We start from the raw sequence: 14978 nt of genomic DNA on the forward strand, positions 1-14978 counted from the left end.
CGGTCATTGCCATTTCCTCACCTCCGGCATGATGGTCTCGGTAACGTCCTCGGGGGTGATATAGCCGGTGTGGTGGTAGCGGATCACCCCATCGGCATCGACCAGGAAGGTCTCCGGGGCACCGTAGACGCCAAGCTCGAAGCCAAGCTCGCCTTCAGGGTCGAAGAGATTGACCTCGAAGGGGTTGCCGAACTCCTCGAGAAAGGCGCGGCCCTTCTCGCGGCTGTCCTTGTAGTCGACGCCGACCAGCCGCACGCCACGCGCCGCGAGATCGAGCAGCTGCGGCATTTCCTGCTTGCAGGTCGGGCACCACTCGCCCCAGACGTTGACCAGGGTCACCTCGCCCTCGAGCAGCGAGGCATCCAAGCTCGCCTCGGGGTCCTCGAGGCTCGACAGGCTGAAGGCGGGGAAGTCCCGCGCCAACAGCGCCGAATCTCGGGACGAAGGATCCAGCGACAGGCCGCGATAGAGCAGCGCCGCCAGGGCGATGAACAGCAGCAGCGGAATGGCCAGCAACAGACGCCGCTTCATGCCCGAGCCCCCTCAGCGCCGGCCCGCGACGAGTCGTCAGATGCGGTGCCCTCGCCCCGTGACCGAGCGCTGCGCGCCTTGACGCGCCTGCGATAGCGCCGGTCGACCACCGCCACCAGCCCACCAGCGGCCATCAGCAGCGCTCCGAGCCACAGCCAGCGCACGAAGGGCTTGAACTGAATGCGCAGCGCCCAGGAGCCGTCGTCCAGCTCTTCGCCCATCGCCACGTACAGGTCGCGCAAAAGGCCGGGGCGCAGGGCGACCTGGGTCATCGGCATGCCGCGGGCGAGATAGACGCGTTTCTCCGGGTGCATGGTGAACAGCCGCGACTCGTCGCCGCGGCTGACGGCGATGGTGGCGGTATCGGCCAGATAGTTGGGGCCGCGCTGCTGACCGAGCCCGGTCATGGTGAAGTCATAGCCCGCCACGCTGACGCTTTCGCCCACGTCGAGGCGCACATTGCGCTCGACGTTGTAGTTCGAGACCACGGTGACGCCGACGATGGTCACGGCGAGCCCCAGATGGCCGAGTACCATGCCCCAATAGGCCGGCGACAGACGCTTGAGCGCGGCCAGCGGCGCGCCCTGCCGGCGCATCCTGTCGACCAGGTCACGCACCAGTGGCAGCACCACCCACAGCGCCGCCACCAACCCGAGCGACACCCAGAGATTCCACGCCCCGCCGTAGATCAGCGGGGCAATGAGGCCGATCACCAGCGCGGTCATTCCAGAAAACGCCAGGCGACGGGCCAGCTCACGGCCCGGCATGGCCTTCCAGCGCGATACTGGGCCCAGGCCCATGAACACGCAGAGGATCACGGTCAGCGGCACGAAGAGCGCATTGAAGTACGGCGGGCCGACGCTGATCTTGCCAAGATCCAGGGCATCCAGCACCAGCGGGTAGAGGGTGCCGAGCAGCACGGTGACGGTCATGATCACCAGCAGAATGTTGTTGATCAGCAGCAACGCATCCCGTGACAGCCAGCTGAAACGCACCGCATGGCTCACTCGGGGAGCGCGCAGGGCGAATACCAAGAGCGAGGCGCCCACGGTGATACCCAGCAAGGCGAGAATGAACATGCCTCGCGACGGGTCGTTGGCGAAGGCGTGCACCGAGGTCAGCACCCCAGAGCGCACCAGGAAGGTGCCGAGCAGCGACAGCGAAAAGGTGGTAATGGCCAGCAGCACGGTCCAGCTCTTGAAGGAGCCCCGCTTCTCGGTCACCGCTAGCGAGTGGATCAGCGCGGTGCCGGCCAACCAGGGCAACAGAGAGGCATTCTCGACCGGGTCCCAGAACCACCAGCCGCCCCAGCCCAGTTCGTAGTAGGCCCACCAACTGCCCAGCGCGATGCCAACCGTCAGAAAGGCCCAGGCGATATTGGTCCAGGGCCGCGCCCAGCGGGTCCAGGCGGCATCCAGCCGACCGCCGAGCAAGGCGGCAATGGCGAAGGCGAACACCACCGAGAACCCCACATAGCCCATGTAGAGCATCGGCGGATGGATGATCAGGCCAACGTCCTGCAGCAGCGGATTGAGGTCGGCACCGTCCTGTGGCGGCACCGGCAGCATGCGCGTGAAGGGGTTGGAGGTCATCAGCACGAAGGTCAAAAAGCCAGCGCTCACTAGCCCCATCACCCCCAGCACCCGGGCCAGCATGTCTCTCGGCAGTTCCCGGGAGAACAGACTGACGGCAAACCCCCAGGCGCCGAGCAGCAGGCTCCACAGCAGCACCGAGCCCTCATGATTGCCCCAGACGGCGCTGGCCTTGTAGTACCAGGGCAGCATCGAGTTGGAGTTGTTGGCGACGTTGGCGACGCTGAAGTCATCCAGCAGGTAGCTGGCGGTCAGGCAGACGTAGGCGACCAGCAGGAACAACAGTTGGCCCGTCGCCATGGGTTGGGCGAAGGCCATCCACAGCGGCCGACGGGTCGCTGCGCCGGCCAGCGGCACCACCGCCTGGACCAGGGCCATCAGCAGGGCCAGCACCAGCGCGAAGTGGCCGAGTTCGGGAATCATCTCAATCAGCATGGCAACTCCGGGTCAGTAGGCAGCGTCGCTCGCGCTACCGGCCTTGGGGGCGCTGTCACCACCGGCGGACGAATAGTCGGCAGGGGAATAGCCGGCGTCCTTCAGGGCGTCGGCGACCTCGCGGGGCATGTAGTTCTCATCGTGCTTGGCCAGCACCTCGCTTGCCATCAGGTGACCCTCGCCATCGAGCTTACCAACCACCACCACGCCCTGACCCTCGCGGAACAGATCGGGCAGGATGCCGCTGTAGCGTACCTCGAGATCCTCGACGAAATCGGTGATCACGAAGGTAACATCCAGGCTCTCGGCGTCTCGGGCCACGCTGTTCTCCTTGACCATGCCGCCGGCACGCAGGGTGCGGTTGACCGGCGCCTCGCCGGCGGCGATCTGCACCGGGCTGAAGAACAGATTGATGTTGCTGCGCAGGGCATACAGGGTCAGGCCGATCGCCAGCGCGGCCAGGGTCATCAAGCCAAGAATGATGAAGAGCTTCTGCTTGCGCTTAGGATGCATCGGGATTTTTCCTCGGGGTGGCGGCCTCGCGGCGCGCCCGGCGTTCAAGATCACGCAGCAGGCCGCGGCGTTCGATCCGGGCATGCGCCACGCTGCCGACCATGGCAAGCGCCGTGACCGCCCAGGCTGACCACACGTAGGCGCCATGACCGCCCATGGCGAAGAAGGCGTCGAGGGAATCGAAAGCCATCAGGCGCCTCCCGCGGCGAGTTCACGCACCCAGTGCTTGCCGGCCTCGCGGCGCAGGACCTCGCTGCGGGTCCGCATCAGGGTCATGGCGATAAAGAAAGCATAGAAGCCCAGGACCATCAGCAGCAGCGGCCACCACATCTCGACCGGCATCGAAGGACGCGAGGTAATCGAAAAGGACGCCGGCTGATGCAGGGTGTACCACCAGTCGACGGAGTACTTGATCACCGGAATATTGATGACCCCGACCATGGCCAGCACCGAGGCGGCCCGGGCCCCGCTGTCGCGGCTGGTAAAGGCGCCGCGCAGGGCGATCACGCCCAGATACAGGAACAGCAGAATCAGCATCGAGGTCAGGCGGGCGTCCCAGATCCACCAGGTGCCCCAGGTGGGCATGCCCCACACCGAGCCGGTGAACAGCGCCACGAAGGTCATCACCGCACCCAGCGGCGCCATCACCGCGGCGGCCATGTCGGCGACCTTGATCTTCCAGACCATGAATATAAGCGCCGCCACCGCCATGGAAACGAAGATCGACTGCGCGAGGAAGGCCGCCGGCACATGCACATAGATGATGCGAAAGCTGTCACCCTGCTGGTAGTCGGCCGGGGCAAAGGCGAGCCCCCATATACTGCCGACGAGGATCAGGGTCACCGCCAGGGTCCAGCACCAGGGCAAGAGCCTTGCGCTGATGGTGTAGAACCACTTGGGGGACCCGACCTTGTGAATGAACGCCCACATACCCCGAAATTCCTTATCCGTTGATACTGATGCGCAGCGACGCAGCGATGGCAAAGGGCGCCAGCATCAGCGCCCCGCAGCACAGCGCGCCGAGGATCGCCAGGTGCGGGCCCACTGGATTGCCGATGATCGCCGCCTGGACGGCGCCGGTGCCGAAGATCAGCACCGGAATGTTCAGCGGCAGAACCAGCAGCGAGAGCAGTACGCCGCCCCGGGACAGGCCGACCGTCAGGGCGGCACCGATGGCGCCGATCAGGCTCAGGCTGACGCTACCCAGCGCCAGTGACAGCGACAGCACCAGGTAGCTCTCGCCCGGCAGCGCCAGCAGCAGCCCCAGCAGCGGCGCCATCAGCGCCAGCGGCAGCCCGGTCATCAGCCAGTGCACGGCAACCTTGCCGAGCACCAGCGCTGACAGCGGCTGAGGCGCGAGCAGCAACTGCTCGAGGCTGCCATCGTCGAAGTCGGCGCGAAACAGCGCATCCAGCGACAACAGCGTCGCCAGCAGTGCCGCCACCCACAACAGCCCCGGGGCGATGGTGGCCAACAAGGCCTGCTGCGGCGAGATGCCCAGCGGAAACAGGGTAATCACCAGGGCAAAGAACGCCAGCGGGTTGAGGATATCACTGCGCCGCCGCGCGGCGAGAATCAAGTCACGCTTGAAGATAGCGGCCATGGCGACGCCGAGGCCGCCGCGGGGCTCCACCATCTCGACTGCACTCGACGCACCCTTGTCAGAGGATGGCATGCTCACTCCCTTCACCGAGCTGAACGCGCTTTACGCCCCCTTGGGAGGCCAGGTCGTGATGGGTGGTCAAGAGCACGCTGCCGCCGACGGCGACATGCTCATGCAGGCGCTGCTCGAGGGCCGCGACGCCCGGCTTGTCGATGGCGGTGAAGGGCTCGTCGAGTACCCACAGCGGCCGCGGCGTAAGCTCCAGGCGCGCCAGCGCCACCCGGCGCTGTTGCCCCGCCGAGAGCTGAGCCACCGGCAGGTCTTCGAAACCGCTAAGGCCGACCGCATGAAGCGAATTGAGGCGCGCCGCCTCGCTGCCCGTCTCACCCGCCAGCGCCTGATACCAGGCGAGGTTCTCGAGCGCCGTCAGCGCCACCTTGATGCCGGTGGTATGCCCCAGGTAGACAAGGTTGGCCAGAAAAGCCTCGCGAACACGGGAGAGAGGCGCGTCGCCCCAACGCAGCTCGCCCTGGTAGTCGTCAAACTGCCCCGACAGAATCTTCAAGAGCGTCGTCTTGCCGCTGCCATTGGGCCCTTCGACACGCACCAGCTCGCCGGGGCCGATCGCCAGATCAAGGTCACGAAACAGCATGCGTCCGTCGCGTTCACAGCTCAGGTTTCGCGCTTGCAGGCGAGCACTCACGAGGGTCTCCCAGGGTCGATAATCCGCTCGGCACTGTACACGCTGCGGCCATTTCTCGCCAGCACGGGGCTTGCGGCGGCAGGTCGCATTGGCCTGTTATGAGGCGGTTTTAACGTGATTCCCTTGCGAGCCTCGCTGCCCTTGCTATGATGCAGGAGCACTGCCAAGAATACTGTAAATAACAACAGCTACTGAGCCATGGGCTCACTTCGACGCCGCGCCTAGGGAGAAGGATCATGCCGCACACCGCACCGCATTATCTGCACCGTCTACCCAACCTGCCGCTCGGCAATGCCTGGGAGGAAATTACGGCCAGCGACATGGTCGAGGTCGAGCTGCTCGGCAAGGTCGCTGCCGGACTACCCATCGAGGCCTGCCCTGACCAAGCCAGCGTGCTCATTCCGTCCCGGATGGTGCGACGCAACACCTATGCACTCAAGGTCTGTGGCGACTCAATGATCGACTGCAATATCTTCGACGGGGACGTGATCATCATCGAGCGCCAGGAAAGCGCCGAGAATGGCGAAACCGCCGTGGTGCTGATCAATAACCAAGAGGTCACCCTGAAGAAGCTCTACATCGAAAAGTCTGGCGTGCGCCTGCAGCCGGCCAACGAGACCATGGCACCGATCTTTCTCAAGAACGACGATATCCAGGTGCTTGGCCTGGTCATGGGCGTGGTGCGACAGCCGGCACAGGCGGCCTGATGCGCTACCCGATTCCCGACCTCCCCCTTGGCGACTGGCGCGAAACCGAACTCGAGGTCGAGAGGAGCCGCTTTCTGACCTGGACCTGCCATGCCCCGGACACAGCGAGTTTCGAGGCCCTGCTGGCCGAGGCCCGGACCCGCCACCCCAACGCCAGCCACCACTGCAGCGCCTTCATCGCCGGCCCACCCGGCGAACAACAGGCCATCGGCTTCTCGGATGACGGCGAGCCCGGCGGCACCGCCGGGCGCCCCATGTTCCAGGTGCTCGAGGGCGCCGGCATCGGCCAGGTGGGCTGCGTGGTCATTCGCTATTTCGGCGGCACCAAGCTCGGCACCGGCGGCCTGGCACGCGCCTACTCCAAGGCCGTGGCTCAGGCGCTCGAGACACTGCCGCGCCGCGATTTCACCCAGCGCACCCCGCTGCGCATGAAGCTCGGCTTCGCCGGCGAGGCCGAGGCCCGCTCCTGGCTCTATGAGCAAGGCATTCCCGTCGAACAGGCCGATTACGGCGCCGATGGCGTCGTGCTCACCGTGGGCTGGCCCTCTGACCGGGACGCGGATCTCAGCGCCCTTGATAGCCGTCTCAAGGGACGGCTCGAGCACCTCACCGACTGACGCTCACCCCGGCGCCTGCGCGCCTGAACGCCACAAAAAAACGGCGCCCGTAGAGGCTGTGTGAAAACAGCCTCCAACGGCACCGTTTCTATTAGCCGGCAGCGTAAAACGCAGGGCTCAGCCCAGGTACTTGATCATTACCCCGGCGGCGACCGCCGAGCCGATGACGCCGGCCACGTTCGGGCCCATGGCATGCATGAGCAGGAAGTTGTGGGGGTTGTACTCGAGTCCCACCTTGTTGGACACCCGTGCCGCCATCGGTACTGCCGACACGCCGGCCGAGCCAATCAGCGGATTGATCTCCATCTTGCTGAAGGTATTCAACAGCTTGGCCATCAGCACGCCGCAGGCGGTGCCGATCGCGAAGGCGACGATGCCGAGACTCAGGATGCCCAGGGTCTCGACGGCCAGGAAGCGATCGGCGATCAGCTTGGAGCCCACCGACAGGCCGAGGAAGATGGTCACGATGTTGATCAACGCATTCTGGGCCGTATCCGAGAGGCGCTCGACCACGCCACACTCGCGCATCAGGTTACCGAAGCAGAACATGCCGAGCAGCGGCGCGGCATCCGGCAGGAACAGCACCACCAGGATCAACAACACCAGCGGGAAGCAGATCTTCTCGAGCTTGGACACCGGCCGTAGCTGGGTCATGACGATCCGGCGCTCCTTTTCGCTGGTCAGCGCCCGCATGATCGGAGGCTGAATCAGCGGCACCAGCGCCATGTAGGAATACGACGCCACGGCGATCGCCCCCAGCAGCTCGGGCGCCAGCAGGCTCGACACATAAATCGAGGTAGGACCGTCGGCCCCGCCGATGATGCCGATGGCGGCGGCCTGCTTGAGCGAGAAATCCATCCAACCAAGCGAGGTCATCCCCACCGCGCCGATCAGGGTGGCGAAGATGCCGAACTGAGCCGCGGCCCCCAGAAACAGGGTGCGAGGGTTGGCGAGCAGCGGACCGAAGTCAGTCATGGCGCCCACGCCCATGAAGATCACCAGCGGCGCGATGCCGGAAGCAATGGCCACGCTGTAGAAGTTGTAGAGCATGCCATTGGCGAAGCCCACATCCTGAGCCACGTCCTGGGCGGCCCGCACCAGATTCGGTGCGGTATCGCCATGCACCACCTCGGCGATGGCATGGCGCGTGGCCTCAATCGAGGCGGAAGGGTCCAGGTTCATCCCCAGCGCATCGGCCATGCGTGCCAACACCTCGGGGCTCGCCAGGTGCGCCGCCTGCTCGGCGGCGGACAGAGCGAGCCCGGCTTCGGGGATGTTGGCCAGTATCCCGCCGAAACCGATCGGCACCAGCAGCAGCGGCTCGAACTTCTTATGGATCGCCAGGTAGAGCAGCAGCAGGCCGATGACGATCATCGCCGCCTGCCCAAGGCTCAGGTTGTAGAGCCCCGAGCCGTACCAGAGAGTCAACAGTTTATCCATGAATCGGCGCCCTTACAGGACGACCAGCGCATCGCCTACGGATACGCTGTCGCCTTCTTTGACATTGACCGCAGAGACGGTGCCGGCGCTTGCCGCGCGGATTTCGGTCTCCATCTTCATGGCCTCGAGAATGATCACCACATCGCCCTCGGCGACCTGATCGCCTGGCTTGACGTTGACCTTGAAGATATTACCGGCGAGCGGCGCGCTGACGGTCTCACCGCTGGAGGCGGCCGGCGCCGCTGGGGCAGCCGACTGACCGGCGTCCCCCTGGGACTGGACCTGGCCGATCTCGCCCCCTTCGGCGACCTCGACCACATACTGCTTGCCGTTAACGGTAATGGTGTAGGTCTCGGGACCCGCCGGTGCCTCACCGCCTGACTTGGCAGGAGCGCTGGCCGCCGGCACACCCTCAGTCTGAGCCTTGGGCGCTGGCTCGAAGGCGTCGGGATTATCGCGGTTCTTGAGGAACTTGAGCCCGATCTGCGGGAAGAGCGCATAGGTCAGCACGTCATCGATGCGCCGCTCGCCCTCTTCCAGACGAATTTTCTCTTCTCCGGCCTTGCCCTCGAGCTCCTGGGTCAGGCGCTCGACCTCCGGCTCAAGCCGGTCGGCCGGCCGGCAGGTGATCGGCTGCTTGCCTTCCAGCACCCGCGACTGCAGGTCCTGGTTATAGTCAGAGGGTGCTGCGCCATATTCGCCCTTGAGCAGCGCCTGGACCTCCTTGGAGATCGACTTGTAGCGCTCACCCATCATCACATTCATCACCGCCTGGGTGCCGACGATCTGCGAGGTCGGGGTCACCAGCGGAATGAAGCCCAGGTCTTCGCGGACCCGTGGAATCTCGCTGAGCACGTCATCGAGTTTATCGCCGGCGCCCTGCTCCTTGAGCTGGCCTTCCATGTTGGTGAGCATGCCGCCGGGCACCTGGGCGACCAGGATCCGCGAGTCGATACCCTTCAGCGAGCCCTCGAAGGCGGCGTACTTCTTGCGCACTTCGCGGAAATAGGCGGCGATATCCTCGAGCAGCTCGAGGTCCAGGCCGGTGTCGCGGTCGGTGTCCTTGAGCATCGCCACCACCGACTCGGTGGGGCTGTGACCGTAGGTCATCGACATCGAGGAGATGGCGGTATCGATATTGTCGATGCCGGCCTCGACGGCTTTCAGGGCAGTCGCCGTGGACATGCCAGTGGTGGCATGGCACTGCATATGGATGGGAATCGACAGTTCCTGCTTGAGCTTGGACACCAGCTCAAAGGCGGTATAGGGCGCCAGCAGGCCGGCCATGTCCTTGATCGCCAGAGAATCGGCGCCCATGTCGGCAATCTGCTTGGCGAGCTCGACCCAGCCATCGATCGTGTGCACCGGGCTCACGGTATAGGCGATGGTGCCCTGGGCATGGCCTTCATTGGCACGCACGGCCTTGATGGCTCGCTCGAGGTTGCGCGGGTCGTTCATGGCATCGAAGACACGGAAGACGTCGACACCGTTGGTGCGGGCGCGCTCGACGAACTTGTCGACCACGTCGTCGGCATAGTGGCGGTAGCCCAGCAGGTTCTGGCCGCGCAGCAACATCTGCTGGGGCGTGTTGGGCATCGCTTCCTTGAGAGCCCGAATGCGCGCCCAGGGATCTTCACCCAGATAGCGGATGCAGGCATCGAAGGTGGCACCGCCCCAGGACTCCAGCGACCAGAAGCCGACCCGGTCGAGCTTCTCGGCGATTGGCAGCATGTCGTCCAGACGCATGCGAGTGGCGAACAATGACTGGTGGGCATCGCGCAGCACCACATCGGTGATGCCCAACGGGCGTCGAGTTTCGCTCATAACGGTTTATCCTTGTCTTTGTCGATGATTCTGTCTGGCAGGCGCAGAGGCTCAGGCCTGCGCGCGGCGTGATGTGACGACCGCCTGCCTAACGACGATGACGCTGGCGATAGCGGTGCACGGCCGTGCTAATCACCACCATCAGGTCGTCATCCTGGGCGGCAGGCGCGGGTGCCCGCGCGGCGGCTTCGGGCTTGGCCGGCACCGGCGCCCAGCGCGCGACCAACTTCGACATACCGGTGGTGGCGATGACCAGCACCGTCAGGAAGACGAAGACGAAGCCCATCCCGAATGCCATCAGCATCAGGCCTTCCTGCATCAGCGAGTCTTGCATATATAATCCCCTTGCTCGGTCGCGCCCAACCATGACGGCCCTGGGCATGCTATTCGGCTGGTACAATAACCTGCCTGAACCTACCGATAATGCAATGACACCATGGTTGAGCAGAACGTAGTTAATTTACTACATGAAGGCCGCATCGGCCTAGCGCCCATGGAAGGCGTGATCGATGCCCATACCCGCGCCCTGCTCACCGAGCACCCAGGCTTCGACTGGACGGTGACTGAGTTCGTGCGCGTCGTCGACGTGCGCCTGCCGCCGCGCGTCTTCTACAAGCACTGCCCGGAGCTTATCCAGGCGCCCGAGCAAGCGCCTGGCCAACCACGGGTCATGACCCCCCATGGTATCCCGGTGCACCTGCAGCTGCTGGGCTCGGACCCGGCGGCCTTGGCCGCCAACGCGCGCCAAGCGGTGAGCCTCGGGGCGATCAGCCTCGATCTGAACTTCGGCTGCCCGGCCAAGACGGTCAACCGTCACGATGGCGGTGCCTCGCTACTGCGCGACCCGCGCCGCCTCGAGCGGGCCGTGGCCGCGGTGCATCAGGCCGTGGACGGCGCCGTGCCGGTCACCGCCAAGGTGCGCCTGGGCTTCTCGGACCGTCTGCGAGCCCTGGACTGCGCCCTGGCCGCCGAGCGAGGCGGCGCCGCCTCGCTGGTGGTACACGCCCGCACCCGCGACGAGGGCTATCGCCCGCCGGCCCACTGGGAGTGGATCGGCCGCATCCGTCATGCCCTGCGCATCCCGGTGATCGCCAATGGGGACATCTGGACGCTCGAGGACTACTGGAAGGCGCGCACCCTGTCCGGCTGTGCGGACGTGATGCTGGGTCGCGGCGCCCTAGCCGACCCCTTCTTGGCCCCGCGCATCCGCCACTGGCAGCGCACCAATGAACGCCTGCCCGCCACCTCATGGACGATTCGTGCCAATATGCTTTGCACCTATGCTGCATTGCAGCGTAGCACACTCCCCGAGCGTGTCGTGGTCTCGCTGCTCAAGCAGTGGCTAAATCATATGCGCGGCCGTGACCCAGAAGCCGCCCGCCGCTTCCAGGCACTGCGCCGCGAGACCCGCCTGGATCCCTTCCTGGCCGGCCTGACCGCCGCCAGCGCATCGGCAGAGAGCGCCTCTCGCCAGGAGCGTCAGCCAGCCACCACCTTTGCTGTCTGACGCCGCCTCAAGCCTGCAGGGCGGCGATAAAGCGTCGATAGTCGCTCTGGGCGGCGCCCAGCGCTATAGGGGCGAGGTGCACCGTCTGGCCGGGCTGGCACTGGGCAAGCCGTGCACAGGCCAGGGGCGTCAGGGTGCCAAGCCTTGGATAACCCCCAACGGTCTGGCGGTCGTTGAGCAGCGCGATGGGCTGACCGTCCGGCGGCACCTGCACCGCCCCCAGGGCGATACCCTCCGAGATCATGCCATCCAGCCGGCATTCGAGCCTGGGCCCGGTAAGCCGCACGCCCATTCGGTCCGCCCGAGCATCGACCCGCCATTCGGCGTGGAAGGCACGAAACAGGCTCGGCCCGGTGAAGTCAGCGATCTGGGCGCCGGGAATCAGCCCCAACACCGCCGGCGCCAAATAGTCGAGCCTCTCCTCCATCGGCACGGCTCGCGCCTCGCCGGCTGAGGCGTCAGCCAACGCACCGGCATCGATGCGCAGGCACTCGCCCTCGGCCAGCGGTGTGCCCGCGTCGCTATGCCCGCCGAGCCCTTCACGGGTCACACAGGACAGGCTGCCAAGCACCGGCGAGCCCTTAAAGCCACCGGGCACGGCCAGGTAGCCGCGCACCCCGGCCCGAGGAATACCGAAAGCCAGGCGCTGCCCCTTGTGCAGGGTAAAGGCTTGCCAGGGCGCAAGCGGCTCACCGTCGAGAGTGGCGCTCAGGTCGGCGCCGCACAGTGCCAGGCAAAGGTCCCGCTCGGCGACCAGGGTCAGGCCGCCAAGGGTAATCTCAAGCCCCGCGGCACCCCAGTCATTGCCCAGCAGGTAGTTGGCCCAGGCGAAGGCGTGCAGATCGGCCGGACCGCCCTGGGTCACACCCATCCGGCGCACGCCGAACCGCCCAGCATCCTGCAGGGTGGCCAAGGGCCCGGCTTTCTCCACTCGCAGGGCAGCAGCGTCCGCCATTGACGTCTCGCTCATGGGCGCACCTCCTGAGTCGCGGGGACTGGACGGGGATCGCCGCCCAGGCGTTCGAATTCGGCGCGATCCACCGGCTTGAAGCGCACCCGATCGCCGACCTGCAAGTAGCTCTGCTCCTCGCGATGCTGATCGAAGAGCCTGAGCGGCGTGCGCCCGATCAGGTTCCAGCCCCCAGGAGACTGGCGCGGGTAGGCCGACGTCTGGCGCCCGGCCACCGCGACGCTGCCGGCCGGCACCCGCTGACGCGGGGTGTCGAGCCTGGGCATTGCAAGGCGCTCATCGAGGCTGCCCATGAAGGCGAAACCCGGCGCAAAGCCCAGCGCGAAGACCCGGTATTCGTGGCCTGCATGCAGCTCTATCAGCGCCTGACGATCGAGCCCGGTGGCGACCATCAGGCGCTCGAGCTCAGGGCCCACGCTCTCGTCGTACCAGACCGGGACCTCCTTGATGGCACCTGCCGCAGCCTCTTCGTTCGGGCGCAGGTCGGCAAGGATGTTCGCCAACCGGGCGCGGGCCTCACCTGCCGAGAGCTGCGTGGCGTCATAGTGCACCAGCAGGGTGGTATAGGAGGGCACCAGATCGACCAGTGCTGTCCCGAAGGCGTCTTCGCAGCCACGACATAGCGCCATCAACCACGGCATATTGGCTTCATCGATGGTATCGAAGAGGCGCACCAGCCAGGCATCGACGCCAGCATTCTCAAGACGTGGCAGCCTCATGAGGTGGCCTCGATATCCATGAGGGCCTGGCGAATGGCCTTGACCGCGGCGACCGATTCCGGGTTGTCACCGTGAACGCACAAGGTGTCGGCTTCGAGCACCAGCTCACTGCCATCGGAGGCGGTGAGAGGCGAACCGGTGGCGATTCGGCGAGCCTGGTCGACGATCACCTCGGGGTCGTGATGCACGGCCCCGGTCTCGCGGCGACTAACCAGGCGCCCTTCGGCATCGTAGGCGCGATCGGCGAAGGCTTCGAGCCACAAGGTAAGGCCATGCTCTGCCGCCAGGGTGCGAGCGGCCGAGGGGTCGCGAGTCGCCATCACCATCAGCGGCAAGTCGGCATCGAAGGCGCGCAACGCCCGCATCACCGCGGACAACTTGTCCGGATCGCGCATCATGTCGTTGTAGAGCGCACCGTGGGGCTTCATATAGCCCAGCCGCGCCCCCTCGGCGCGGCACAGCGCGGCCAGTGCGCCGATCTGATAGAGCACCAGGTTCTCGACCTCATCGCTCGAACAGGCAAGCGAGCGGCGACCAAAACCGACCAGGTCGGGATAGGCCGGGTGCGCCCCGACCGTGACGTCGTGTTGAGCGGCCAGGCGGACGGTGGCACGCATGGTATCCGGGTCCGAGGCATGGAAGCCGCAGGCCACGTTGGCCAGGTCGACTACCGGCATGACCTCATGATCGAGCCCCATTTTCCAGGGGCCGAAGCTTTCGCCCATATCGGCATTGAGCAGCAGTCTGGTCATTGGCGTCCTCTCTTGTTGAATTGTTGTAGTGACAATTTATAGACAATTTATCGTCAAATTGCCACCAAAAGACAGGGAAGCACTAGACGAACACGTTTCCTTTCTTGGAGATGAGAGCTATCTAAGCCGCCAGCCACGAGGCTCGCGCGCCCGATGGCTCACGCAGACACCCACGACCAGGCATCACCAATCGCTGGTCTGACTTCACGATGTTCAGCATGCGCCAAGGCCAGGGGGCATGGATAGGGCTTTAGATAGGGCTTTGAATAGCGGCACGGATAAGACCGCCGTCGATAGCTAGGCCGCCAAGAGCGCACCAGGATAGCCCCATGGTCAGGCCCAGGAGAGATAGACAAAAAAATGCGCCGTTCGCGATGGCGACGACGCATAAAGAATCAGGCGTGGGCCGCCAGACAGGGCTGGCAACGCCGGGGCGGTATCAAGAAGGATATCAAGCGCTATATCAAAAACGACGGGAGGCGCTCGGACTACCGGACGGTAGCGAGGCCAGAAACACGAAACCCGCCCTCGAGAGGACGGGTTGAAATCTGGCGCGCCCGGGAGGATTCGAACCTCCGACCCTCTGATTCGTAGTCAGATACTCTATCCAGCTGAGCTACGGGCGCGTATCAAAATAGTGCTCGTGTTGGAGTGCAGCAAACTGCTGCTGCATCCAGTATCCGGCGAGAAATTGCTTTCACGCTGGAGCGTAAGATGGCGCGCCCGGGAGGATTCGAACCTCCGACCCTCTGATTCGTAGTCAGATACTCTATCCAGCTGAGCTACGGGCGCGTACTTACATACTGCATCTTCGCTGTGATGATGATACTGCGACGCATCGCAGTTAATGGCGGAGAGAGAGGGATTCGAACCCTCGATGAGGCTATAAACCCCATACTCCCTTAGCAGGGGAGCGCCTTCAGCCACTCGGCCACCTCTCCTTCATCAACACGGCGCGTATGTTACCGTTTCTGAAGGTGTTTGTCCAACCCTTCGGGCAACTTTTTTGCGCTTACCATGATCAGATGACGTCTGAAACTCAGAACGAACGCTTAATCATGGCTT

Annotated in this window: 16 protein-coding genes and 3 tRNA genes; 3 read left to right on the forward strand and 16 right to left on the reverse strand. The window is 64.9% G+C overall.

The annotated features are described in order from the left end of the window. Window positions 1–3: 3 nt before the first annotated feature. The 7 genes from HUS66_RS01930 to ccmA are packed head-to-tail and all read right to left on the reverse strand — an operon-like array spanning window position 4 to window position 5377. A complete protein-coding gene (locus tag HUS66_RS01930; protein ID WP_175069277.1) occupies window positions 4–531 on the reverse strand; it encodes a DsbE family thiol:disulfide interchange protein in 528 nt (175 codons plus the stop codon). Then, window positions 528–2558 (reverse strand): heme lyase CcmF/NrfE family subunit, encoded by a 2031-nt coding sequence (locus HUS66_RS01935; protein WP_282847845.1) that lies wholly within the window; start codon window positions 2556–2558, stop codon window positions 528–530. Before HUS66_RS01935 ends, HUS66_RS01930 begins: the two co-directional genes overlap by 4 nt. Window positions 2559–2570: 12 nt before the next feature. Further along, window positions 2571–3071: a cytochrome c maturation protein CcmE gene (ccmE, locus tag HUS66_RS01940; RefSeq protein WP_175069278.1), complete on the reverse strand. Its 501-nt coding sequence runs from the start codon at window positions 3069–3071 to the stop codon at window positions 2571–2573. Further along, the gene (ccmD, locus tag HUS66_RS01945; RefSeq protein ID WP_175069279.1) at window positions 3061–3261 is read right to left on the reverse strand and encodes a heme exporter protein CcmD; all 201 of its coding nucleotides are present in this window, start codon (window positions 3259–3261) and stop codon (window positions 3061–3063) included. The genes ccmE and ccmD overlap by 11 nt, the downstream gene beginning before the upstream one ends. Then, a complete protein-coding gene (locus HUS66_RS01950; protein WP_175069280.1) occupies window positions 3261–4001 on the reverse strand; it encodes a heme ABC transporter permease in 741 nt (246 codons plus the stop codon). The genes ccmD and HUS66_RS01950 overlap by 1 nt, the downstream gene beginning before the upstream one ends. A 13-nt stretch (window positions 4002–4014) precedes the next feature. After that, window positions 4015–4746 (reverse strand): heme exporter protein CcmB, encoded by a 732-nt coding sequence (ccmB, locus tag HUS66_RS01955; protein ID WP_175069281.1) that lies wholly within the window; start codon window positions 4744–4746, stop codon window positions 4015–4017. After that, the gene (gene ccmA / locus HUS66_RS01960; RefSeq protein ID WP_175069282.1) at window positions 4733–5377 is read right to left on the reverse strand and encodes a cytochrome c biogenesis heme-transporting ATPase CcmA; all 645 of its coding nucleotides are present in this window, start codon (window positions 5375–5377) and stop codon (window positions 4733–4735) included. Before ccmA ends, ccmB begins: the two co-directional genes overlap by 14 nt. A 236-nt stretch (window positions 5378–5613) precedes the next feature. Between ccmA and HUS66_RS01965 the strand changes: the two genes are divergently transcribed. Further along, window positions 5614–6084 (forward strand): LexA family protein, encoded by a 471-nt coding sequence (locus HUS66_RS01965; RefSeq protein WP_175069283.1) that lies wholly within the window; start codon window positions 5614–5616, stop codon window positions 6082–6084. Then, the gene (locus HUS66_RS01970) at window positions 6084–6701 is read left to right on the forward strand and encodes an IMPACT family protein (protein ID WP_175069284.1); all 618 of its coding nucleotides are present in this window, start codon (window positions 6084–6086) and stop codon (window positions 6699–6701) included. Before HUS66_RS01965 ends, HUS66_RS01970 begins: the two co-directional genes overlap by 1 nt. A 117-nt stretch (window positions 6702–6818) precedes the next feature. Here the strand turns inward: HUS66_RS01970 and HUS66_RS01975 are convergent, their stop codons facing one another. From HUS66_RS01975 to HUS66_RS01985, 3 genes are all read right to left on the reverse strand, one after another. After that, entirely contained in the window at window positions 6819–8141 is a 1323-nt protein-coding gene (locus HUS66_RS01975) for a sodium ion-translocating decarboxylase subunit beta (RefSeq protein ID WP_175069285.1), read from the reverse strand. Between the two features lie 12 nt (window positions 8142–8153). After that, window positions 8154–9965: a sodium-extruding oxaloacetate decarboxylase subunit alpha gene (oadA, locus tag HUS66_RS01980; protein ID WP_175069286.1), complete on the reverse strand. Its 1812-nt coding sequence runs from the start codon at window positions 9963–9965 to the stop codon at window positions 8154–8156. 88 nt (window positions 9966–10053) lie between these two features. Then, a complete protein-coding gene (locus HUS66_RS01985) occupies window positions 10054–10299 on the reverse strand; it encodes an OadG family protein (protein WP_175069287.1) in 246 nt (81 codons plus the stop codon). Window positions 10300–10458: 159 nt separating this feature from the next. Between HUS66_RS01985 and HUS66_RS01990 the strand changes: the two genes are divergently transcribed. Continuing rightward, window positions 10459–11472, forward strand: a complete 1014-nt coding sequence (locus HUS66_RS01990; RefSeq protein ID WP_175069444.1) for a tRNA dihydrouridine synthase — start codon at window positions 10459–10461, stop codon at window positions 11470–11472. Between the two features lie 7 nt (window positions 11473–11479). Here the strand turns inward: HUS66_RS01990 and HUS66_RS01995 are convergent, their stop codons facing one another. The 6 genes from HUS66_RS01995 to HUS66_RS02020 all read right to left on the reverse strand — a co-directional run bounded on the left by HUS66_RS01995 (window position 11480) and on the right by HUS66_RS02020 (window position 14854). Then, window positions 11480–12442, reverse strand: coding sequence for a biotin-dependent carboxyltransferase family protein (locus HUS66_RS01995; protein WP_254628643.1), 963 nt, complete (start codon window positions 12440–12442; stop codon window positions 11480–11482). Next, window positions 12439–13161, reverse strand: coding sequence for a 5-oxoprolinase subunit PxpB (pxpB, locus tag HUS66_RS02000; protein ID WP_175069288.1), 723 nt, complete (start codon window positions 13159–13161; stop codon window positions 12439–12441). Before pxpB ends, HUS66_RS01995 begins: the two co-directional genes overlap by 4 nt. Beyond that, the gene (locus HUS66_RS02005; RefSeq protein ID WP_175069289.1) at window positions 13158–13913 is read right to left on the reverse strand and encodes a 5-oxoprolinase subunit PxpA; all 756 of its coding nucleotides are present in this window, start codon (window positions 13911–13913) and stop codon (window positions 13158–13160) included. The genes pxpB and HUS66_RS02005 overlap by 4 nt, the downstream gene beginning before the upstream one ends. Before the next feature lie 549 nt (window positions 13914–14462). Then, window positions 14463–14539 (reverse strand) — tRNA-Arg (locus HUS66_RS02010). Window positions 14540–14628: 89 nt separating this feature from the next. After that, window positions 14629–14705 (reverse strand) — tRNA-Arg (locus tag HUS66_RS02015). A 56-nt stretch (window positions 14706–14761) separates the two neighbouring features. Continuing rightward, window positions 14762–14854: transfer RNA gene (locus tag HUS66_RS02020), tRNA-Ser, on the reverse strand. Window positions 14855–14978 lie beyond the last annotated feature (124 nt).

Origin of the sequence: Onishia taeanensis, assembly GCF_013349955.1 — a bacterium.
In the GTDB taxonomy this organism is placed as follows: Bacteria; Pseudomonadota; Gammaproteobacteria; order Pseudomonadales; family Halomonadaceae; genus Onishia; species Onishia taeanensis_B.